This is a genomic window from Rhizobium sp. 01N48 (assembly GCF_056399145.1).
In genome coordinates this window covers 306679-326633 of record NZ_JBFTQT010000002.1, presented here as the reverse complement: position 1 = coordinate 326633, position 19955 = coordinate 306679, and the positions used below count along the sequence as shown (strand labels likewise).

The 19955-nt window shown below is 62.1% G+C and carries 18 protein-coding genes; 13 read left to right on the top strand and 5 right to left on the bottom strand.

The features are described 5' to 3' along the window. Window positions 1-7 precede the first annotated feature (7 nt). From AC1DOG_RS05175 to AC1DOG_RS05155, 5 genes are read left to right on the top strand one after another with little or no spacing between them, the layout of a single operon-like run. Complete coding sequence (locus AC1DOG_RS05175; protein ID WP_112943367.1) at window positions 8-817, top strand: ABC transporter ATP-binding protein; 810 nt, start codon at window positions 8-10, stop codon at window positions 815-817. Further along, a complete protein-coding gene (locus AC1DOG_RS05170; protein ID WP_477927012.1) occupies window positions 814-1554 on the top strand; it encodes an ABC transporter ATP-binding protein in 741 nt (246 codons plus the stop codon). The genes AC1DOG_RS05175 and AC1DOG_RS05170 overlap by 4 nt, the downstream gene beginning before the upstream one ends. Then, window positions 1551-2462 (top strand): branched-chain amino acid ABC transporter permease, encoded by a 912-nt coding sequence (locus tag AC1DOG_RS05165; protein ID WP_477927011.1) that lies wholly within the window; start codon window positions 1551-1553, stop codon window positions 2460-2462. Before AC1DOG_RS05170 ends, AC1DOG_RS05165 begins: the two co-directional genes overlap by 4 nt. Then, complete coding sequence (locus tag AC1DOG_RS05160; protein WP_112943370.1) at window positions 2459-3430, top strand: branched-chain amino acid ABC transporter permease; 972 nt, start codon at window positions 2459-2461, stop codon at window positions 3428-3430. Before AC1DOG_RS05165 ends, AC1DOG_RS05160 begins: the two co-directional genes overlap by 4 nt. 4 nt (window positions 3431-3434) lie before the next feature. Beyond that, window positions 3435-4895: an aldo/keto reductase gene (locus AC1DOG_RS05155; RefSeq protein WP_477927010.1), complete on the top strand. Its 1461-nt coding sequence runs from the start codon at window positions 3435-3437 to the stop codon at window positions 4893-4895. Between the two features lie 89 nt (window positions 4896-4984). Here AC1DOG_RS05155 and AC1DOG_RS05150 read toward each other — a convergent pair whose 3' ends face one another. Together AC1DOG_RS05150 and AC1DOG_RS05145 are read right to left on the bottom strand one after the other, a co-directional pair. Then, complete coding sequence (locus AC1DOG_RS05150; protein WP_477927009.1) at window positions 4985-5899, bottom strand: proline iminopeptidase-family hydrolase; 915 nt, start codon at window positions 5897-5899, stop codon at window positions 4985-4987. 53 nt (window positions 5900-5952) lie between these two features. After that, window positions 5953-6735: a helix-turn-helix transcriptional regulator gene (locus AC1DOG_RS05145; protein WP_477927008.1), complete on the bottom strand. Its 783-nt coding sequence runs from the start codon at window positions 6733-6735 to the stop codon at window positions 5953-5955. A 124-nt stretch (window positions 6736-6859) separates the two neighbouring features. Here AC1DOG_RS05145 and AC1DOG_RS05140 point away from each other — a divergent pair, with 124 nt between their 5' ends. The 5 genes from AC1DOG_RS05140 to AC1DOG_RS05120 are packed head-to-tail and all read left to right on the top strand — an operon-like array spanning window position 6860 to window position 12830. Then, on the top strand, window positions 6860-7750 hold the full coding sequence (locus tag AC1DOG_RS05140) for a proline iminopeptidase-family hydrolase (RefSeq protein ID WP_477927007.1): 891 nt from the start codon (window positions 6860-6862) through the stop codon (window positions 7748-7750). Between the two features lie 51 nt (window positions 7751-7801). Then, window positions 7802-8740, top strand: a complete 939-nt coding sequence (locus AC1DOG_RS05135; protein WP_112943374.1) for an ABC transporter permease — start codon at window positions 7802-7804, stop codon at window positions 8738-8740. Further along, window positions 8737-9588, top strand: a complete 852-nt coding sequence (locus AC1DOG_RS05130) for an ABC transporter permease (protein ID WP_112820095.1) — start codon at window positions 8737-8739, stop codon at window positions 9586-9588. Before AC1DOG_RS05135 ends, AC1DOG_RS05130 begins: the two co-directional genes overlap by 4 nt. Beyond that, window positions 9585-11297: a dipeptide ABC transporter ATP-binding protein gene (locus AC1DOG_RS05125; protein ID WP_477927006.1), complete on the top strand. Its 1713-nt coding sequence runs from the start codon at window positions 9585-9587 to the stop codon at window positions 11295-11297. Before AC1DOG_RS05130 ends, AC1DOG_RS05125 begins: the two co-directional genes overlap by 4 nt. Window positions 11298-11315: 18 nt before the next feature. Next, window positions 11316-12830 (top strand): ABC transporter substrate-binding protein, encoded by a 1515-nt coding sequence (locus AC1DOG_RS05120; protein WP_112943376.1) that lies wholly within the window; start codon window positions 11316-11318, stop codon window positions 12828-12830. A gap of 72 nt (window positions 12831-12902) precedes the next feature. Here the strand turns inward: AC1DOG_RS05120 and AC1DOG_RS05115 are convergent, their stop codons facing one another. Next, window positions 12903-13430, bottom strand: coding sequence for a hypothetical protein (locus AC1DOG_RS05115; RefSeq protein ID WP_477927005.1), 528 nt, complete (start codon window positions 13428-13430; stop codon window positions 12903-12905). A gap of 161 nt (window positions 13431-13591) precedes the next feature. After that, window positions 13592-13849 (bottom strand): YMGG-like glycine zipper-containing protein, encoded by a 258-nt coding sequence (locus tag AC1DOG_RS05110; protein ID WP_111560741.1) that lies wholly within the window; start codon window positions 13847-13849, stop codon window positions 13592-13594. A 189-nt stretch (window positions 13850-14038) separates the two neighbouring features. Here AC1DOG_RS05110 and AC1DOG_RS05105 point away from each other — a divergent pair, with 189 nt between their 5' ends. Continuing rightward, the gene (locus tag AC1DOG_RS05105) at window positions 14039-15574 is read left to right on the top strand and encodes a phospholipase D-like domain-containing protein (RefSeq protein WP_112943378.1); all 1536 of its coding nucleotides are present in this window, start codon (window positions 14039-14041) and stop codon (window positions 15572-15574) included. Here the strand turns inward: AC1DOG_RS05105 and AC1DOG_RS05100 are convergent. Further along, window positions 15524-16495: a lysylphosphatidylglycerol synthase domain-containing protein gene (locus AC1DOG_RS05100; protein ID WP_112943379.1), complete on the bottom strand. Its 972-nt coding sequence runs from the start codon at window positions 16493-16495 to the stop codon at window positions 15524-15526. The two genes, AC1DOG_RS05105 and AC1DOG_RS05100, sit on opposite strands and share 51 nt — an antisense overlap. 45 nt (window positions 16496-16540) lie before the next feature. Here AC1DOG_RS05100 and AC1DOG_RS05095 point away from each other — a divergent pair, with 45 nt between their 5' ends. Together AC1DOG_RS05095 and treY are read left to right on the top strand one after the other, a co-directional pair. Next, a complete protein-coding gene (locus tag AC1DOG_RS05095) occupies window positions 16541-17317 on the top strand; it encodes an endonuclease/exonuclease/phosphatase family protein (protein WP_477927004.1) in 777 nt (258 codons plus the stop codon). An 85-nt stretch (window positions 17318-17402) separates the two neighbouring features. Beyond that, window positions 17403-19868: a malto-oligosyltrehalose synthase gene (gene treY / locus AC1DOG_RS05090; RefSeq protein WP_477927003.1), complete on the top strand. Its 2466-nt coding sequence runs from the start codon at window positions 17403-17405 to the stop codon at window positions 19866-19868. Window positions 19869-19955 lie beyond the last annotated feature (87 nt).

The following is a 19955-nucleotide window of genomic DNA, read 5'->3' as shown; positions in this document are numbered from 1 at the left end:
TTCCTCCATGCCTTTGCCAGTGCCAGACGCCCCACCGAAAGCGGCAGAACCCGCCAAAGCCGTGATCGACGCGCGCGAGCTGGTGAAGTCGTTTCAGGGCAATGTGGCCGTTGGCGGCATGTCGCTGAGGCTCAACAAAGGCGAGTTGATCGGTCTCATCGGCCCGAACGGCGCCGGCAAGACGACGCTGTTCAATCTGATCGCCGGTAGCCTCAAGCCCACATCTGGCGAGATCTGGATCGGCGGCCGCGAGGTCTCGCAGGAAAGTCCGGAGCAGAGAATTGGCCGCGGCGTCGGCCGCACCTTCCAGATCCCGAAGCCGTTTCTCGAGATGACCGTGCTGGAGAATGTGCTCGTCGGCGCGCAGGCGCAGGACGGCGAGCGGCTGTTCGCCAACTTCCTGCGCTTCGGTCATGTCAGGCAGCAGGAACGATTGGCGACCGATAAGGCGCGCGCGCTGCTGGAGTTCGTCACCTTGTCGGGCCTCGAGGGACAACCTGCCAAGGTACTGTCCGGCGGGCAGCGCAAGCTGCTCGAACTCGCACGCATCCTGATGGCCGATCCGCAGGCAATCCTGCTCGACGAGCCGGCGGCGGGCGTCAACCCGGCGCTGTTGGAAACGATCATGGAGCGCGTGCTGGAGCTCAATGCGCAGGGCAAGTCGATCCTGCTGATCGAACACAATATGGATATGGTGTCGCGGCTCTGCTCGCGCGTCGTCGCCATGGCGCTCGGCAAGCCGCTGGCCGAGGGCACGCCTGCCGCCGTCGCCTCAAATCCGGATGTCATCGAAGCCTACCTCGGAGCGGCGGCATGACCGCGCCGGCGCTTGAAACCCGCGCGCTGGTCGCCGGGTACGAACCCGACCTGCCGATCGTGCGCGGCGTTGATCTCTCGGTGGCGCCCGGAGAGCTGTTGGTCCTGCTCGGGCCGAACGGGGCCGGGAAGTCGACCTTCGTCAAGGCGATCGCCGGCGTGGTGCCGATACACTCGGGAAGCGTCCTGCTCGACGCGCGGGAGATCACCCGCGTCGCGTCCCACCGCAAGATCGCCGAAGGCCTCGCCTTTGTGCCGCAGACGGAAAACATCTTCGCGACGCTGACCATCCACGAAAACCTGCAGCTTGCCGCAGCCGTCCTGCCGAAGGCGCAGCGGTCAGACAGGATCGCCGCGCTCTACCGTCGCTTTCCCGATCTCGCCAGCAAGCCCTCGCGCTTGGCCGGCGCGCTATCGGGCGGGCAGCGGCAGATGCTGGCCGTCGCCCGTGCGCTGATCGTCGATCCCTCCGTGCTCATCCTTGACGAACCCTCTGCCGGCCTGTCGCCGAAAATCGTCGGCGAGGTGTTTTCGATGTTGAAGGAGATCAACGCCGGCGGCGTCACGGTCATTCTCGTCGAGCAGAACGTCAAGGCGGCGCTCGCGATCGCCAGCCGCGCCGTCATCCTTGTCGAAGGCCGGATCAGGCACGAAGGCGAGGCCTCTTCACTGCTCGGCGATCCGCTGATCGCCAAGCTCTATCTCGGCACCAACAAGCAGGCGTCGGAGGCACCATGAACCCGCAATTTCTCATGGACGGCCTCGTCGCCGGCGCGATGATCGGCCTTGGCGCCATCGGCGTCACGCTCACCTATTCGATCCTGCGCTTCGCCAATTTTGCGCATGGCGAGATGCTTTCCTGGGGCGCCTATCTGGCGCTCGCCGTCAGCGGCGGCCTCGGGTTCTTGTCCACGTCGCTGACCAAACCGATCGGCCCATTCTCCTTCGGCTGGTCGCTGCCGCTCGCAGCCGCCCTCGCGATCCTGCTCACCGGCTTGCTTGCGCTCGCCGTGGATGCGGTGCTGTTCGGACGCCTGCGGGCGCGCGGCGGCGCAATCATCATCCTCGTCATGGCGAGCTTCGGCGCCTCGCTTGCGCTGCGCAGCCTGCTCGAATTCATCTTCACCTCGAAGCCCGCCTATTACACCAAATCTCTGCAGATCGCCGTGAAGATCGGTGGCGGCCTGCGTGCAACGCCCGACCAGCTCCTGTCACTCGGCCTGTCCTTAGTCGCGGTCATCGCCATCCATTTGCTGATGACCCGCACAGATGTCGGTCGCTCGATGCGTGCCGTCAGCGAGAATCCCGCTCTGGCGGGCATTGCCGGCGTCGACGTGCGCCGTGTGATCCGCGTCGTCTGGTTCGTCGGCGCTGCCCTCGCCTGCATCGCCGGCATCATGACCGGGCTCCTCGTCCAAATCCGCCCCTATCTCGGACACGACCTGCTGCTGCCGCTGTTTGCAGCTGCGATCCTCGGCGGGATTGGCAGCGTTCCTGGCGCGATGATCGCTGGATTGATCGTCGGCCTGTCGGAAGCGGCAGCCGTGCAGATCGTTGGCGCCGAGTGGCGAGCGGCGGTCTCCTTCGTAATCCTTGTGGCGGTCTTGCTTTTTCGCCCGCGCGGCTTGTTCGGGAGAACGGCATGAGCCTTGATCTGATCGCTTACGTCGCCTTCTTCCTCACGATGGCGCTCACCTATGCCATCATGTGCCTCGGGCTCAATGTGCAGTGGGGCCAGACCGGCCTCTTCAACGTCGGCATCGCCGCCTTCGTCGCGATCGGCGCTTACGTATCCGCACTTTTGACGACGCCGGATACGCCCGGCCGCTTCGGCGGTTTCGACATGCCGATCGCCATCGGCTGGCTCGGCGGCGCGCTGTTCGCGGGCCTCGCCGCCTGGCTGGTAGGCGCGCTGACCATTCGGCTGCGATCCGACTATCTCGCCATCGCCACCTTCGGCGTTGCGGTCACGGTACAGCTCTGCGTGCTCAACCTGCAGCCGCTGACCGGCGGCGCCTTCGGCATCGGCTTCATTCCACGCCCCTTCGGCAGCCTTGCCGCCGATCCGCTGGCATTTTCCCTTTCAAATCTCGCGCTGATGGCGGCAGTGGTACTGGCGCTTTATCTGGCACTCCAGCATCTCGCAAAGAGCCCCTGGGGCCGCGTGCTGCGCGCGATCCGCGAGGATGAGAGCGCGGCGCAGGCGCTCGGCAAGCGGCCGATCCGCTTTCGCCTCCAGGCCTTCACCATCGGCGGCGCCATCATGGGGCTGGCAGGCGCCGCGCAAGGACATTTCATCGGCTTCATCGCGCCCGACAACTATTTGCCGATCCTGACCTTCCAGGTCTGGGCGATGCTGATCGTCGGCGGCTCCGGCAACAATCGCGGCGCCATTCTCGGCGCGGTGCTGGTCTGGGGTCTGTGGGCGCTTTCGGCCGCCGCCGTCTCCGCCTTCGTGCCGCCCGAACAGCAGGCCCGTGCGGCATCGCTGCAGATCGTCATGATCGGCGTCGGGCTCTGCCTCATCCTGCTCCTGCGCCCCCGCGGCATTCTCGGCGCTTCCAGCGCGCTGGCCTCGCTGACGGGCAAGCGCAAACAGACATCCAGGGAATAGAAACATGTCCACCACGCCCCCACGCATAGCGCTCACCAAGGATCTCTCCATCAGCCGCATCGTCTGCGGTCTCTGGCAGGTGGCCGACATCGAGAAGAACGGCACGGTGATCGATCCCGACAAGGGCGCCGATGTGCTGCAGGCCTATGCGCGTGGCGGCTTCGACACGTTCGACATGGCCGATCACTATGGCTCGGCGGAACTGATCACGGGGCGACTGCTCTCGCGCTATCAGAATGGCCAGCGGCCCGTCGCCTTCACCAAATGGTGCCCGGAGCCGGGACCGATGACGGCTGATGTCGTGCGCCGCGGCGTCGAGGAGCGGTTGACGCGGCTTGGTGTCGACAAAGTGGATCTTTTGCAATTCCACTGGTGGAGCTTCGAGCATCCGGCGTGGCTCGACGCCCTGCACGAGATGCAGCGCCTGCGCGAGGAAGGCCTGATCGGCGCGCTCGGCCTCACCAACTTCGACGCCGGGCATCTGGCGCTGGCGATTGCCGATGGCATCGAAATCGCCAGCAATCAGGTCTCGTTCTCGCTGGTCGACCGTCGCGCCGCGGGTGCGCTCTCGAAGCTCTGCGCCGAAAGCGGCGTCAAGCTTCTCGCCTATGGGACGCTGTGCGGCGGCTTCCTCTCCGAGAAGTGGCTGGGCCAGCCCGAGCCGGCATCGATCGCCGATTGGAGCCGCTCGAAATACAAGCGCTTCATCGACACCGCCGGCGGCTGGGAAGCCTTTCAGGGCATTCTCAGCGCCGCCGCAACCATCGCGACCAAGCATGGCGTCTCGATCTCCAACGTCGCGAGCCGCTGGGTTCTAGAACACGACGCCGTCGCTGCCACAATCGTCGGCGCGCGCATCGGCGAAAACGAGCATCGCGGCGACAATCTCAACGTCTTCTCCTTCGCCCTCGACGAAGAGGATCACGCCGCACTGAACACCGCCTTCGCCAAGACGCAGCCCATTCCCGGCGACTGCGGCGACGAGTATCGCAAGCCGCCATTCCTAACCGCCTCCGGCGATCTCAGCCACCATCTGGATGCCATTCCATCCGTCTACACGGCTCAGCCCGTGCCCGGTCGTCCGGGCCGTTCGCGTGTCTCGTCCGGCAGCATCTGGGAGCCGATCGCCGGCTATAGCCGCGCCGTCAGGGTAGGAGACCGTATCCTCGTTTCCGGCACGACCGCGACGCATGGCACGAACCGCTGCGTGGCATCGGGCGACGCCGGCGCGCAGGCGACCTACATACTCGACAAGATCGCGGCTTCGATATCGGCGCTCGGCGGCAAGATGGAAGACGTCGTCAGGACGCGCATCTATCTGCGTGATGCCAGTCAGTGGGAGCCGGTGTCTCGCGCGCATGGACGGGCTTTCGCTGATGTTTTGCCGGCCAACACGCTGATCGAGGCCGGCAATCTGGTCGGCGAATACGAGGTCGAGATCGAGGCGGAAGCGATCTGCGATTGATGGCGTCGCGCGCTCCGGCGTGACCTTGTCATAAAAGCGCTGCCCACGAGGGGCAGCGACAGCTGTCGTGAACGCGCTAGCTCACATCTTCAGTCGTGCCGCGACAGGAACGCCGAGACGGTGGCGAGGCAGAGTTCCTTCTCCTCGACATGCGGCATGTGACTCGACCGTTCGAAGAGCACCCACTCGCAGCCGGGAACGCTATCAAGATAGGGCTTGACGACGAGCGGCGTCGCTTCATCGTACTTGCCTGAAATCAGCAACGTCGGCGCTTCGATCCGGCTCAACCGGTCCTCGATCGTCCAGTCTTTCATCGTGCCGATAACGTGGAATTCAGTCGGGCCGTTCATATTGCGGTAGACGGTGTTGTCCTCGTCCATGATCGCGAAGGTCCGCGCGACTTCGGCGGGCCATGGCGAGACACGGCAGACATGGCGGTCGTAGAAGACCCTTGATGCTGTGACGTATTCAGGATCGGTCAGCGTTCCTGCCTGCTCGTGCTTCAAGAGCGTGTCCTGCACCTCTGTGGGCAACTCCTCGCGCAGGCGATTGGCCTCGGAAACCCAGGTGTGCATGTTGGCCGGAGAGTTGGCGATCACCAGAGCCTTCAGGCCCTTCGGCTTGCGAACGGCATGTTCGGCACCCAGCATGCCACCCCAGGACTGGCCGAGGAAAGCGTAGCGATCGGCAATGCCGATATGAGTGAGCAGCGCATCGAGTTCCTCAAGGAACAGTGCCGGCGTCCAGAAATCCGGACCCTTTTCCGGCAGGCGCGTCGAATTGCCGTTTCCGAGCTGGTCGTAGTGGATGACGGCGCGGCCATCGAGCGCGGCAATACCCTTGAAGGAATCGACATAATCATGGGTGCAGCCAGGCCCGCCATGGGCCACGACCAGCGGCAGCTTGCCGCTGTCGAGTGAACCGGTGATGCGATACCAGGTGCGGTAATCGCGAAACGGCAGGTAGTCTTCCTTCGACGTGACGGGGGTCACTGATAGCTCCATCTTTGGGTATTCGATGGAAAACCATAACGTGGCTGCTGAAACGGCGGCAGCTATCACAAGTTATAGGATGGCCGGTCTTCGAGCAGCCGGTAGTGCGTGGCGCGGACCACGGCCTGCGTGCGGTTCTTGGCGCCGAGTTTCTTGGCGGCGGCATTGAGGTGCATGACGACAGTTGGCACCGAGCGCTCGATGATGCGGGCGATCTCCTTGGCTGAAAGCCCCTCCGCCGAGTAACGCAGGCACTCGCGCTCCCGCTCGGTCAATCGCGCCTTGCCGGCGCTGCAGGCGTCCGCGTCAAACAGCGGAAAGGCCGCCTCGTGGAAGACGTGGGCCAGTAGGTTGAAATCGGCGATATAGCGCAAAGCCTGCTTCTGGAAGCCCTTCTCGCGACCGTAGCGAATGCCGGTGACGGTCGCGTAGTCGCCGCGCGGCATGTGGATCGGCACCGTCACGCCCGTCGACATGTCTCGCTCGCTGAGATAGCGCGCCACCGGCTCGGTATTTTCGCCCATGAAGCGGTTGATCAGCGTTTCGGCGTTGGCATCGTAACTCCAGTAGAACGGCGTCGACGTGCGCAGCGCCACCTGCTGAACCGGATCGATCCGGAAATAACCGCGATTGAACCAATAGTCGTGCATGTCGTCGGAAATGTTGCGCAGCTTCAAGAGCGAGGGGATCATGATCTCGCCGTCCAGATCGTAGGGGATCGGCGTGTAGTCATAGATCAACGCCTCGAAGCCGAGTGTCTTCATTTCCTCGAAGACTTGATCGATACGCCCATCCAAAGTCTGGTGATCGGTGAATTGTGTTTTGATCGCGCGGATATCATCAAGCATGGCCTGCTCCCGGTGAGCGAAGCGCCACCTATCACTTCTTATAGCTGGCGCGAAACGCTGTTTGGGATAAAAATTTAGCCTTGCCCAATTAATGAGCAAGAAGAATCTTTTGCCGGAGACATCAATGTGGCGTGAAATCGAGCCGGACCAGCGATACGACATCGAGGTCGATGGCTTCAAGGTTGTCGCCTATAGCTTCGGAAGCGGCAGCGAAACGGTCCTCTGCCTGAATGGCGGACCCGGCCTCCCCTGCGATTATCTGCGTGAAGCGCACTCCTGTCTGATCGACAAGGGTTACCGCGTCGTCGCCTTCGACCAGCTGGGAACCGGCGCGTCTGACCGGCCGGATGACGCAGCACTCTGGACCATCGGACGCTACGTCGAGGAGACGGAAACCGTGCGCAAGGCGCTCGGTCTCGGCAAGGTGCATATGCTCGGCCATTCCTGGGGCGGCTGGCTGGCGATCGACTACGCGCTCACCTACCCCAAGAACCTGCAGACGCTGATCCTCGAGGATACCGTCGCAGACATGCCGCATCTCATTCTGGAGCTTGAACGGCTGCGCGCAGCACTCGGTCCCGAGACGGTGGCAATGTTGCAGAAGCACGAGGCGCAGGGCACATACGACCACCCGGAATACCAGGCCGCCGTAACCATTCTCAACTATCGCCACGTCTGTCGCCTGCCGGAATGGCCAGCCCCGGTCCGCCGCTCGCTCGACGATTGGAACATGGGACCCTACGGCACGATGCAGGGACCGAACGAGTTTCTCTATATCGGCAACCTCAAAGACTGGAACCGCATCCCAGACCTGCCTCGCGTTACCGTCCCCACGCTGATCACCACCGGCGAGCATGACGAACTGACGCCGGCCTGCGCGCTGCGCATGAAGCTTGCGCTGCCGAACGCCGAGCTGAAAGTCTTCGCAAACGCCAGCCACATGCCCTTTTACGAGAACCCCGGCGATTATTACCCGGCCCTGCTGGACTTTCTATCGCGGCACAAGGCAAGCTGATGCATAGAAAGCCAACAAGCATCATGCGGATGGAAAGGGGCGATCGCCACAATGCATCGCTATAGATTTGTTCTCACGCGTCCGCTGCAGTTTCTGCCCGTCATTTTCGGCATCAGCGTCATCACCTTCATTCTGGTCCGGCTGATCCCCGGCGACCCCGCGCGCAACATTCTTGGAACTCGCGCAACGCCTGCGGCGATTGCCAATATCCGGGCGCAATATGGCCTCGATGAACCGATGTGGCTGCAGTATTTCTACTTCCTGCGCAATCTCGCCAATGGCGAGATGGGAAAATCCATTCTTTACAAGATCGACGTGCTGAAGCTGATCCTGACGCGCATCGAACCCACCGTCGCGCTGGTGCTCGCAAGCGTGATCCTTTCCGTGCTGATTGCCGTACCTATGGCCGCCGTCGCGGCGCGCAATCGAGGCGGTGCGGCAGACCATGCGGTACGGGTGATTTCCACCTTCGGCATCGGCTTCCCGCCGTTCTGGCTCGGTTTGATGCTGATCATCGTCTTCAGCGTGCAACTCGGCATCTTCCCCGTCTCCGGATACGGCGCCACGCTCAGTGAAAAGCTCGCTCACCTAGTGCTTCCCAGCCTGACGATCGCACTGTCGCTTTCCACCGTCCTGACGCGCAGCCTGCGGGCCGCGATGATCGAGGGGCTGAAATCGGATGTCGCAACGGCGGCGCGCGCGCGTGGCATGCCTGAGGGCATCGTCTTCTGGAAGCACGTCCTGCCGAACTCGCTGGTACCAACCATCAACCTTTTGGCAGTCAATATCGGTTGGCTGATCGGCGGCACCGTTGTCGTGGAAAGCGTCTTCGCTTTGCCTGGCATGGGACAGCTTCTGGTGCGCGCCATCTTCTCGCGCGACTACATGGTCGTGCAGGGCGTGGCCATGGTGTTTGCCTGCGCCACCGTTCTCATCAATTTCATCGCCGACATCGTCACCGTCACCGTCGATCCCAGGGTGACGCTATGAGTGCCATCATATCTTCTCCCCCATCCTTCAGCTGGCGGAAATTCATCGGCAAGCGCCCGGCGCTTTGCGTCGGCGCCGGCATCCTGCTGGTCTTTCTGATCCTTGCCATCGGCGCGCCGCTGATCGCGCCCTATGATCCGATCTTCCAGAACGCAGATGTCCGCCTGCAGGCGCCGTCGCTGCTGCATCCCTTCGGCACCGACAATTTCGGCCGCGATATCCTCTCGCGAGTCATCTGGGGAACCCGGATCGACTTGCAGATCGCCATTATCGGCGTGGTCTTCCCCTTCGTCATCGGCACGACGGTCGGCACCATCGCCGGCTTTTTCGGCGGCATTGTCGATGCGCTGTTCATGCGGCTCGTCGACATCATCCTGGCCTTTCCATTCCTGGTGCTGATGCTGTCTATCATCGCGATCCTCGGACCGGGGCTCAGCAGCTTCTACATCGCCATGGCACTGGTCGGCTGGGTCTCTTATGCGCGGCTCATCCGCGCGCAGATGCTGGTGCTGAAGAAGAGCGACTACGCGGTGGCCGCCGTCAGCCTCGGTTTCAGCCGCTTCCGCATCATGTTCCGCCATCTTCTGCCGAACGCCATTGCCGGCTCGATCGTGTTCTCGATGTCCGATGCCGTGCTCGTGCTCCTGAGCGGCGCCGCGGTCAGCTATCTCGGACTTGGCGTTCAGCCGCCGATCGCCGAATGGGGTGTGATGGTGGCCGAGGGCCAGAGCTTCATCACCACGGCGTGGTGGATCACGCTCTTCCCGGGCCTGTCGATCGTCGTCTTCGCTTTCGGTTTCAGCATGCTCGGCGATGCGCTCGGCGAAATTCTCGGGGTCCACGAATGAGCGCTCCCCTTCTTTCCGTTCGCGACCYGACGGTCAAAGCCCATGGCGACGAGACCGTTCGCACGTTGATCGACGGCGTGTCGCTCGATCTCGGTCAGGGTGAAATCCTCGGGCTCGTCGGTGAAAGCGGCTCCGGCAAGAGCCTGTTCTGCCGCTCGCTGATACGGCTGCTGCCCTCTTCCATCTTGAAGATCGATGGGGGGCAGGTGCTGCTAGAGGGCCGCGATCTGACCGGGATCAGCGATGCGGATATGCTTGCCGTACGCGGCGGCGAGATCGGCATGGTCTTCCAGAACCCGACAAGCCATCTCGACCCCGTCATGCGGATCGGCGATCAGATCACCGAAGGCATCCGCTATCATCAGGGGCTCAATGCTCAGGATGCGCGCGCTACCGCGATCGAAATCCTGCAGCAGGTCGGCTTTCCCGATCCGGTCAGACAGTATGACAGCTATCCGCACGAGTTTTCCGGCGGCATGCGACAGCGTGCAATGATCGGCGTGGCCCTGTCGTGCAATCCCAAGATCCTGATTGCCGACGAGCCGACCACCGCTCTCGACGTGACCATCCAGGCGCAGATCCTGCGGCTGCTCATGGATATCCGCGACAAGCGCGGCCTGTCGATTATCCTGATTACCCACGACCTCGGTATCGTCGCCCAGACCTGCGATCGCATCGCCGTTCTGCGCGGCGGCCAGCTTCTGGAACAGGGACCGAAGCGGGCGATCCTGACGCATCCGCAGCACCCCTACACGGTGAGCCTGATCGCCAGCCACCCATCGATGCCCGAGGAGGCAGCGGCACCACCGGCGGCAACCGAGCCGGCAAGACATGCGGTCCCGCCGCTCTTGGAAATCGACGACCTGCATGTCCGCTTCAATACTGGCGGCAGCCTATTCAAGGGCAGTGCAAAGACGGTCAGCGCGGTGGCGGGTGTCAGCCTGCGGGTCATGCCTGGTGAAAGCGTCGGCATCGTCGGCGAATCCGGCAGCGGCAAGAGTACGCTGGCGCGCGCCATCCTCGGCCTGACGCCGCTGTCGTCAGGACATGTCACCTTCGACGGCATCGATCTCGCGCAGCAGAGGATGGCGGGCTTAGCGAGAATTCGCCGCGAGGCCGCGATGGTGTTTCAGGACCCGTTCAACGCACTAAACCCGCGCATGACGATCGGGCAGACGCTGTCGGAGGTCCTGAAAGTCCAGGGCAAGGTCGCCTCTTCGTCCATTCCCGAACGTATAAACGAACTGCTCGACCTCGTCGGCCTTGAGCGAGAATTCGCCGGCCGCAAGCCGCGCAGCATGAGCGGCGGTCAGTGCCAGCGCGCCGGTATCGCGCGCGCGCTGGCCGTCGACCCGAAGATGATCATCGCCGATGAGTGCGTGGCTGCTCTCGACGTCACCATTCAGGCGCAGATCGTTGAGCTGTTCCAGGAGCTGAAAGCGAAGATGCAGCTGACGCTGCTCTTCATCGCGCATGACCTCGCCATCGTCCGCAATCTCTGTGAACGCGTCGTGGTCATGTATCGCGGCGAGATCGTCGAGGAGGGGCGTTCGGCCGACGTCTTCGCGCGACCGCAGCATCCCTATACCGCGGCACTGATCGCCGCCATTCCCGACATCGACCCCGACAAGCGCCTCCTCGGCGACGCCTCCGCCGCCGAGCGCGAGAACTACTTCATACCGCCGCAACCGAAGAAACATTCGCGATAACAACAAGGGAACACAGAGATGAAAAACAGATGGAAAACCGTAGGCCTCGCAGCCATCATGGCCGGCCTGACACTGAGCGCCAGCTATGCGGAAGCAGCCGGTGTGCTGACGATCGGGCGCCGCGAGGATTCGACGACGTTCGATCCCATCAAGACGGCGCAGAACATCGACAACTGGGTCTTCTCCAACGTCTATGACGTCCTCGTGCGCGTCGACAAGACCGGCACCAAACTGGAGCCCGGTCTAGCCGAGAGCTGGACGACCTCCGACGACGGCCTCACCTACACCTTCAAGCTCCGTGACGCGAAGTTTTCCGACGGCTCGCCGCTGACCGCCGAGGACGCGGCCTTTAGCCTGCTCCGCATCCGCGACGATGCCGCTTCGCTGTGGGGCGATTCCTACAAGGTCATCGATACGGCCGTTGCCACCGACGCACATACGCTGACGATAAAGCTGAAGAACCCCTCCGCGCCCTTCCTGTCAACACTGGCCCTGCCGAACGCGTCCGTCATCTCCAAGAAGGGAATGGAAACGCTGGGGCCGGACGCCTACGCTGAAAAGCCGATCGCTTCAGGCGCTTTCACCGTCGAGGAATGGCGCCGCGGCGACCGCGTTATCCTGAAGAAGAACCCCAACTTCTGGGAAGCAGACCGCGTCAAGCTCGATGGCGTCGAGTGGGTTTCCGTTCCCGACGACAATACGCGCATGCTGAACGTCCAAGCCGGCCAGCTCGACACGGCAATCTTCGTGCCCTTCTCGCGCGTCGAGGAGATGAAGAAGGACCCGAACCTCAACGTCGATATCGACGCCTCGACCCGCGAAGACCACCTGCTGATCAACCACGCGCATGGTGCGCTTGGAAAGAAGGAAGTGCGTCAGGCGCTCGACATGGCGATCGACAAGAAGGCGATCGTCGACGCCGTCACCTTCGGTCAGGGCACGGTTGCCAACTCCTACATTCCGAAGGGCGCGCTCTATCATTACGCTGACAACCTGCAGCGGCCCTACGATCCGGCCAAGGCAAAGGAAATGCTGGCGGCCGCCGGCGAGCCAAGCCTGACGCTCAACTACCTCGTGCGCGCAGGCGATGAAGTCGACGAACAGATCGCTGTTCTCCTGCAGCAGCAGCTACAGAAGGCAGGCATCACCGCCAACCTACAGAAGGTCGATGCCAGCCAGGAATGGGACATGACCGTTGCCGGCGACTACGACATTTCGGTCAACTACTGGACCAACGACATTCTCGACCCGGACCAGAAGACCACCTTCGTGCTTGGCCATGACAGCAACAACAATTACATGACCAACTACAAGAGTGATGCGGTAAAGGACCTAGTCGCCAAGGCGCGCCTGGAGCTCGATCCGAAGAAGCGCGAAGCGATGTATGTCGATATCCAGAAGATGGCCAAGGAAGATGTCAACTGGATCGACCTCTACTACAGCCCGTACATCAACGTCTCGCGCAAGAACATCGAGAATTTCTACCAGAACCCGCTTGGCCGCTTCTTCCTCGAAGACACGGTCAAGAACTGAGATCGGTGGAGCTTAGCTCTTAAAGAATGACGGCCGCTGTAGGTTCCTGCAGCAGCCGTTCGGTGTCTGGAGTTACGCCGCCGAACCCAGTGCGGGGCGAACAAGACGATCGCCCTTATCCGGCGCCGGCGGCTCGGCCGCGTTCAAATAGAATCTCGCAGGCGCCGTCAGCGAGAACCAGAGGCAGGCTCCCAGCATGAAATAGGCGCTCGTGATATCGTCGACCGGCTTTGCGAGCGGCAGAACCAGCGCGCCAACGAGCACCGCGAGCCTAAGAGCCCACTCGTTCTCGCGCTTCTTCAAGGCGGTGGCGCGCAGGGCCTTGTAGTCTTTCAAATCATAATCGGCCGATGCCGCGCTTGCCTTGTAGAGCTTCAGCGCGGATGGCAGCGCGAGCATGACGAGCGCAGCCTCGCTCAGCCACAGCGCTTCGCCCGCCAAGCACTGCATGGCCGCGATGAGCAGAAACGCGATGGAGAGCAGGTTCCAGACCGGTTCGAGAAGATCAGGTCGCTGGCCTGTGCGGCCGTGCCAGAGTTTCATGACCGTTGCTGCGCCGTGCAGCAGCGGTTCATCAATATAACGATTTATCCAATTCATGCGCTCGCCCAAGACGCGTTGCCGACGCTTTCTCATCAGCAAAAGAATGGGTCGGCATCATGGCGCTGGCATCATGTTTGCGACGATTGCACAAGATTCAACGCGCGCGATGCCGGCAGGCATCACGTGCGTCGAAGATCCAATCCGCCCGGATCAACCGGTTAGCGGCAACGTGCCTCGTAGGTGCGGCCATAGCGGTCGCGATAGACGCAGTAGCCGCGACGTTCCTGCGATTGGCCGATCAAGGCACCCACCGCACCACCGGCGACAGCACCGACGGCCGCGCCGCCCCAGCTGTTGGTTGCCACGCCACCGATGACAGCGCCGGTCCCCGCACCAATCGCCGTGCCTTGTTCGGTCGCGGTGCACGACGCAAGACTGCCTGCCACTGCGGTTACCAACAGAATAGCTCTGATCATTATTTCACTCCTCGGCTCATCCTCTACCGTGAAGTAAACAATTGACGTGGCTTTTCGTTCCACGATCGTTTTCTCGCCACGCACGACAGCCCGGCACGACCCCGGAAATACGGTACACGATGACGGAACAAGTCACCCCTTCAAGCGTTACGGCCACGTCAAATACCAAGCGGGGCGCCGGACAGCAGAATGACAGAATTCCAACCCATCGCCGATCGACTGAAGGCGTCTAAGGCAACCGAGTTCCTGAAACGCGCAACCCGCAAAACAGAAGCTTCTCTTCCCGCTTTGCCGGGCGGCATCATTCGGCAGCGACGCAACGCTTGGCAGGTCGGCAAGGTAGAGAAGGCCGCTTTCCTGATCGATGGCGCCGCCTATTTTCTGGCGCTTGACCAGGCGCTTCGCAAGGCCGTTCATACGATCTGGATCGTCGGCTGGGACTTCAACCCGGATATCAGGCTCAGACCCCATCAAAGCTCCGAAACGCTTGGTGAGCTTCTCCTGTCGCTCGCCGATGAGAAGCCGGATCTGCGCATCCGCATACTGGTATGGGGCATGGGGCCGATCTACTCCGGTAAATCGCTGCGTCTCTTCCGCGAGAGCGAATTCTCCGCCCACCCGCAGATCAGCATGCGCTTCGATCTGCGCCACCCGATCCGCGGCTGCCATCACCAGAAGCTCGTCTCGATCGACGACAATCTGGCTTTCCTCGGCGGTATCGACTTGACCGCCAGACGATGGGACGAGCCGGATCACAAGATGACCAGCACGCTGCGGAAATCGCCGGATGGTACGCCTTATGATCCCGTGCACGACTTGCAGTCGATGGTATCCGGCCACGCGGCCCAGCTGATCGGCGATGTCGCCCGCAGGCGATGGAAGCGTGCCACGGGCGAGCGCCCGGCGCCGGCGCCAGCAGGCGGCGCCTCATGGCCGGCAAGCGTCAGCGCCGACCTTGCGGACGCAACCGCCGCGATCGCGCTGACGGAGCCCGGACTGATCGGCAAGCGCGGCCACTACGAAGCCTTTCGCCTGACACGCGATGCAATCAAGGCCGCGCGCAGGCTGATTTACATCGAGACCCAGTATCTCGCGTCTTTCGGCGTCGCCCGCACCATTGCCAAGCGATTGAAGGAGAGCGACGGCCCGGAGATCACCGTTCTCGTCACCAAGAGTTCGCACGGTTTTCTCGAAAAACTAACGATGGGCAACAACCGCGACAGACTGATCCGCCGGCTGAAGCGCATCGACCAATATGACCGGCTGCGGGTCATGTATGCCGTGGTGCCCGACAAGCAGGGCGGCGAGAAGGAGCTGGTCATCCACTCCAAGCTGCTGATCGTCGACGACCATTTCATTCGCATCGGCTCATCCAACCTGAACAACCGCTCCGAGGGGCTGGATACGGAATGCGATCTGGCGATCGAAGCCTCGACCAATGCGCATCGCTTGGCTATTTCGACCTTGCGCTATCGGCTGTTGGCGGAACATCTGGAGACGACCCCGGAGACGGTGCGCGAGACCGAACGCAGCCTGCGGTCGCTCAATAGCGCGGTGGACGCGCTGAATGTTGGCAAGCGTGGGCTTCGGCACTTCGCGATCGATGTCTCGAAAGGCGAGACGTCGCCGCTGACAGGCACCACGCTCGTCGACCCGCGACGTCCCTACTGGCCGCTACAGAAGCTGCGCCTGCGCGTCGGACGGCTGGCCGCCGCGATCTTCTGATACTATCTTGCCGCGCTTGCGCAGCACCACCTCGCTGATCGCGAAGAGGGGAATACCGATCAACAGCGGCACGATGAAATAGATCACTCTGAAGGCCACTAGCGCGCCGATCGACGCTGCACCCGGCAGGACATGGCTGACGGTTGCTTCGAGTACACCGAGGCCACCCGGCACATGGGTGAGAAGGATGGCGATGTTGGCAAGCACGAAGGCTGTCGCCGTCTGCACGAAGCTGGCATCGCCCTGCGCCGTCAGCATCTGGTGAAGGCAAGCGGCGACAAAGACGAAGTTCAGCGTGCCGATGACGACCTGACCGATCGCAAGCTGGAGACGCGGCATCTCGAAGCTCCACTTCCACAGGCGCAACGGCGCACGAACAGTCGCGGCGAGAAGGACATAGGCGGCTGGGAGGGCAAGGCAGGCCAGGGCCAGCATGAACAGACCATCGGCGCTCATGGCGAGCAAGTTTGCCGCATCGCTTGGATTGATCAGGAGCGCCAGCCCCGCAAGGACCGACAGCCCGATGCCCACGGTGACGCCGCAAAACAGGATGACCTTCGCCACTTCCTCGGCACTCAGGCCCCAACGCGCATAATAGCGATAGCGAACCGCGCCGCTGCTCAAGGCGGCGACGCCGAGATTGTGGCCGATGGAAAGACCGGTGAAGGAGGCAATCGCCGCCTTCGGATAGCTCAACGGCTTTCCCGCGTACCGCAGCCCCATCCAATCGAAGCCCGTCAGGCACAGGTACGAGAGTGTTGCGAAGCCCAGGCCGTACAACAGCCGTGAGACGGGGATGGCGGCGATTGACCGCGTGATCTCATCGATCGAATAGCGACTGAAGACCTTATAGAGGAGATAAGCCGCGAGAAGCAGTCCGAGAACCAGGGTTGCATTGATGAGGACACGCTTCGCCGACATGAAGATTCCATTCCGATTGATCTTTCAGTAATGGAACGAAACAGGATGAAATCGGGTTCCCTGTCGATGAGCGCATCGACAGACACTTCGCACCGAAATGAAGACCGGGAACTGAGAATCCTCACCTACAATGTGCACAGCTGCATCGGCACTGACCGGCTGCTCGACCCTGGCAGGGTCGCCGACGTGATCGCGCAATCGGGTGCCGACATCATCGCGCTTCAAGAGCTCGATGTCGGCCGCAAGCGAACCGGCGGCATCGACCAGGCGCATATGATCGCAACCCTTTTGAAGATGGAGGCCCATTTTCACCCGGCTCTTAATGTGCAGGAAGAAAAGTACGGCGATGCCATACTGACCGCCCTGCCGACACGGCTGATGAAGGCCGGCCCCCTGCCCTCGGTCGGCGAGACGCGGGGGGCGATCTGGACACAGGTGGATGCAGGTGGACGAAAGCTCAACGTGCTGAACACCCATCTCGGCCTGCGCAACATCGACCGTATAAAGCAGGTGCGGACGCTGCTCTCGGACGAGTGGATCGGGAGCCCGGATTTTCACGCGGCACCGTGCGTTATCTGCGGCGACCTCAATGCACGAGCGTCATCGCCGGCCTACACGATGTTGGCCGGCCAGTTTCGCGACGCTCAGCTGAACATGGCGGAACGCCCGAGGCCGACTTTTCCGTCCCGCTTTCCACTGCTGCGGATCGATCACGTGTTTCTATCGCACGACCTCAAAGTCAGCGCCGCCAGTGTAATCTCCACGCCGCTGGCAAAGCGCGCCTCCGATCACCGGCCGTTGCTGATCACTCTGAAATTCTAACCGCCTCGAACGTGTCAGGAAATTGCATGGGAACAAAAGGCGCGCTGGCGCTGTTGCTGTGTCGCGACCCCACCAGAGGCGACAGATGCACATACCGACATCGACCTACAGGCTGCAATTTCGAGATGGCATGACCTTCGACACTGCCATCGATTTCATCCCCTGCCTGAAATCACTCGGCATCAGCCATCTTTATGCATCGCCGATCTTCACTGCCACCTCGGGATCGACGCATGGCTACGACGTCACCGATTGCAACGAGATCGATCCCGCGATCGGCGGACGCGAGGGCTTCGAGCGCCTGAGCGCCGCACTGAAAGCCGAGGGCCTCGGCCTGATCCTCGACATCGTGCCGAACCACATGGCGGCCTCGACCGAGAACGCCTGGTGGGCGGATGTTCTGAAATTTGGCGCGGACAGCAAATATGCTGATCATTTCGATATCGATTGGAACCAACGGCTGACGCTGCCGATCCTCGGAAAGAGCTTCGACGACGCACTCGCCGATGGCGAGTTCGAGTTGCAACGCGATCCGCAAACCGGCGATTGGTCGCTCGCCTATTTCGAGACCCGATTGCCGCTCAACCTGGATAGCACCGCGCCATTATCAGGCGACCTGAAAGATCGCTCGCAGATATCGAGCGTTCACGATCAGCAATCCTGGCAGCTGACTTTCTGGCAGGATGCCGCGAAGACGCTCAGCTATCGGCGCTTCTTCGAAGTCACCGGACTGGTTGGGCTGCGTGTCGAGGACGAGCAGGTCTTTGCCGACAGCCATGCGCTGGTGCTCGACTTGGTGCGCGCCGGCCACGTGCAGGGGCTGCGGCTCGATCACATTGACGGGCTCGCCGATCCCTCTGCCTATCTCGACCGCCTGCGTGCGACCGTGGGCCCCGAGATTTATATCGTCGCCGAGAAGATTGTCGGGCATGGAGAGACACTGCCGGCCGACTGGCCGATCGAAGGCACAACCGGATACGAGTTCATCTCGGCGCTCAGCAATCTCTTCATCGATCCCGATGGCATGCGCGAATTTCGCCATGCCTATGCCAATCTCTCGCCGGATGCGGCCGATTTCACCACAGGTCTACGCCAGGCAAAGTTGCTGATGGTCGAGCGCAACTTCGAGGGCGAGACAAATCGGCTTGTGGCGATCGCGCATTCATTTCTGGCCGATCAGGACGAACAGCGGCTTGCATCCGCCATCAAGGAACTCCTCGTCGCGTTTCCCTTCTATCGCACCTATGGCCATGCCGGAAAATTGTCGGACAGCGATCGCCTGCTCATTGAGCAGGCCGTTGGCGATGCCGCTCAGCAAACCGGAGACCGCGATGCGTTGGACGCCGTAGCGATGCTCCTCGATGGCGGCCCTCGCACAGAAGAATTCCAGCGACGCTTCCAGCAGTTGAGTGGCCCGATCATGGCCAAGGCCATGGAAGACACACTGTTTTATCGCCACAACTTGCTTCTTGGCGCCAACGAAGTCGGCGGCGAGCCGGGTCGGCCGGCGGGCGGCGTCGATGCATTTCATGAGTTGATGCAGCAAAGGGCAAAGCAGCAGCCAAACGGCCTGTCGGCCACCTCCACCCACGACACCAAGCGCGGCGAGGACGCCCGCGCCCGCCTTTACGTTCTGAGCGAGGAACCTGATGTATGGCGGCTAGGGGTAGAACGCTGGCGTGACATGAACCGCGGCCACCTGACCGAGTTGCCGGCAGGCCTGACGCCCGACGCCAATGTCGAATGGATGCTCTACCAGGCATTGGCCGGCATATGGCCGGAGGAGTTTCGCGATGGCGCTGCCGGAGCACTGACAGATCGTTTCGTCGCCTATGCCGAGAAGGCAGTGCGCGAGGCAAAGCTTGTGACGGACTGGAATGCGCCGCACGAACAATACGAGACGGCAGTCAAGAGCTATGCGGCCGCGCTCACCGCCTCCGCCAGCCTGACCTTCCACGAGGACTTCGCCGAAACGCTCCGGCCGGTGATGGCCGCAGGCTACCTGAACAGCCTGTCGCAAACGCTGATCAAGCTGACGGCCCCCGGCGTGCCCGATATCTATCAGGGCTCGGAAGCTTGCGACTTCAGCCTCGTCGATCCTGACAACCGGCGCCAGATCGACACGGCGGAACTCGCCCGCCTGCTGGCAACGCGGGACCCGATTTCGGAGCTGACCGTTCCAGCCCTCAAACAGCGCATAATCCAGATTGGCCTCAATCTGCGCAAACGCCTGCCTGCCCTGTTTGCCGAGGGAGATTATGTGCCTTTGTCGGTGACCGGCAGCCGCCGCCGCCATGTCATCGCATACGCTCGGCGGCTGCGCGATACGTTCACCATCACGGTGACCCCGCGCATGATGATGGGGCAGTTGGAGCCTGGAAAGCTCTTTGCCGGCCCCGAATTCTGGGACGACACCGCCATCATCTTGCCCGCGGGGCTACAGGGTTCGATACGTGATCTCCTGACTGAGCGGTCGATCGACACCGCCGCGTCGATCCCCGTGGCGAAGCTCCTGGGAAGGCGACCGGTCGCTTTGCTGCAAGTTGAGTGACCTGTTCAGCGGTATGGATAACTCAACCGTGACAAACCGCCACTCCGTCGGTCGCGAACCTTTCGCCCGCGCCCGCGTTGAGTGCAG

Coding starts and splice junctions, on each gene's coding strand:
- AC1DOG_RS05175 (WP_112943367.1), top strand. CDS start 8: ATGCCTTTGCCAGTGCCAGACGCCCCACCGAAAGCGGCAGAACCCGCC.
- AC1DOG_RS05170 (WP_477927012.1), top strand. CDS start 814: ATGACCGCGCCGGCGCTTGAAACCCGCGCGCTGGTCGCCGGGTACGAA.
- AC1DOG_RS05165 (WP_477927011.1), top strand. CDS start 1,551: ATGAACCCGCAATTTCTCATGGACGGCCTCGTCGCCGGCGCGATGATC.
- AC1DOG_RS05160 (WP_112943370.1), top strand. CDS start 2,459: ATGAGCCTTGATCTGATCGCTTACGTCGCCTTCTTCCTCACGATGGCG.
- AC1DOG_RS05155 (WP_477927010.1), top strand. CDS start 3,435: ATGTCCACCACGCCCCCACGCATAGCGCTCACCAAGGATCTCTCCATC.
- AC1DOG_RS05150 (WP_477927009.1), bottom strand. CDS start 5,899: ATGGAGCTATCAGTGACCCCCGTCACGTCGAAGGAAGACTACCTGCCG.
- AC1DOG_RS05145 (WP_477927008.1), bottom strand. CDS start 6,735: ATGCTTGATGATATCCGCGCGATCAAAACACAATTCACCGATCACCAG.
- AC1DOG_RS05140 (WP_477927007.1), top strand. CDS start 6,860: ATGTGGCGTGAAATCGAGCCGGACCAGCGATACGACATCGAGGTCGAT.
- AC1DOG_RS05135 (WP_112943374.1), top strand. CDS start 7,802: ATGCATCGCTATAGATTTGTTCTCACGCGTCCGCTGCAGTTTCTGCCC.
- AC1DOG_RS05130 (WP_112820095.1), top strand. CDS start 8,737: ATGAGTGCCATCATATCTTCTCCCCCATCCTTCAGCTGGCGGAAATTC.
- AC1DOG_RS05120 (WP_112943376.1), top strand. CDS start 11,316: ATGAAAAACAGATGGAAAACCGTAGGCCTCGCAGCCATCATGGCCGGC.
- AC1DOG_RS05115 (WP_477927005.1), bottom strand. CDS start 13,430: ATGAATTGGATAAATCGTTATATTGATGAACCGCTGCTGCACGGCGCA.
- AC1DOG_RS05110 (WP_111560741.1), bottom strand. CDS start 13,849: ATGATCAGAGCTATTCTGTTGGTAACCGCAGTGGCAGGCAGTCTTGCG.
- AC1DOG_RS05105 (WP_112943378.1), top strand. CDS start 14,039: ATGACAGAATTCCAACCCATCGCCGATCGACTGAAGGCGTCTAAGGCA.
- AC1DOG_RS05100 (WP_112943379.1), bottom strand. CDS start 16,495: ATGTCGGCGAAGCGTGTCCTCATCAATGCAACCCTGGTTCTCGGACTG.
- AC1DOG_RS05095 (WP_477927004.1), top strand. CDS start 16,541: ATGAAATCGGGTTCCCTGTCGATGAGCGCATCGACAGACACTTCGCAC.
- treY (WP_477927003.1), top strand. CDS start 17,403: ATGCACATACCGACATCGACCTACAGGCTGCAATTTCGAGATGGCATG.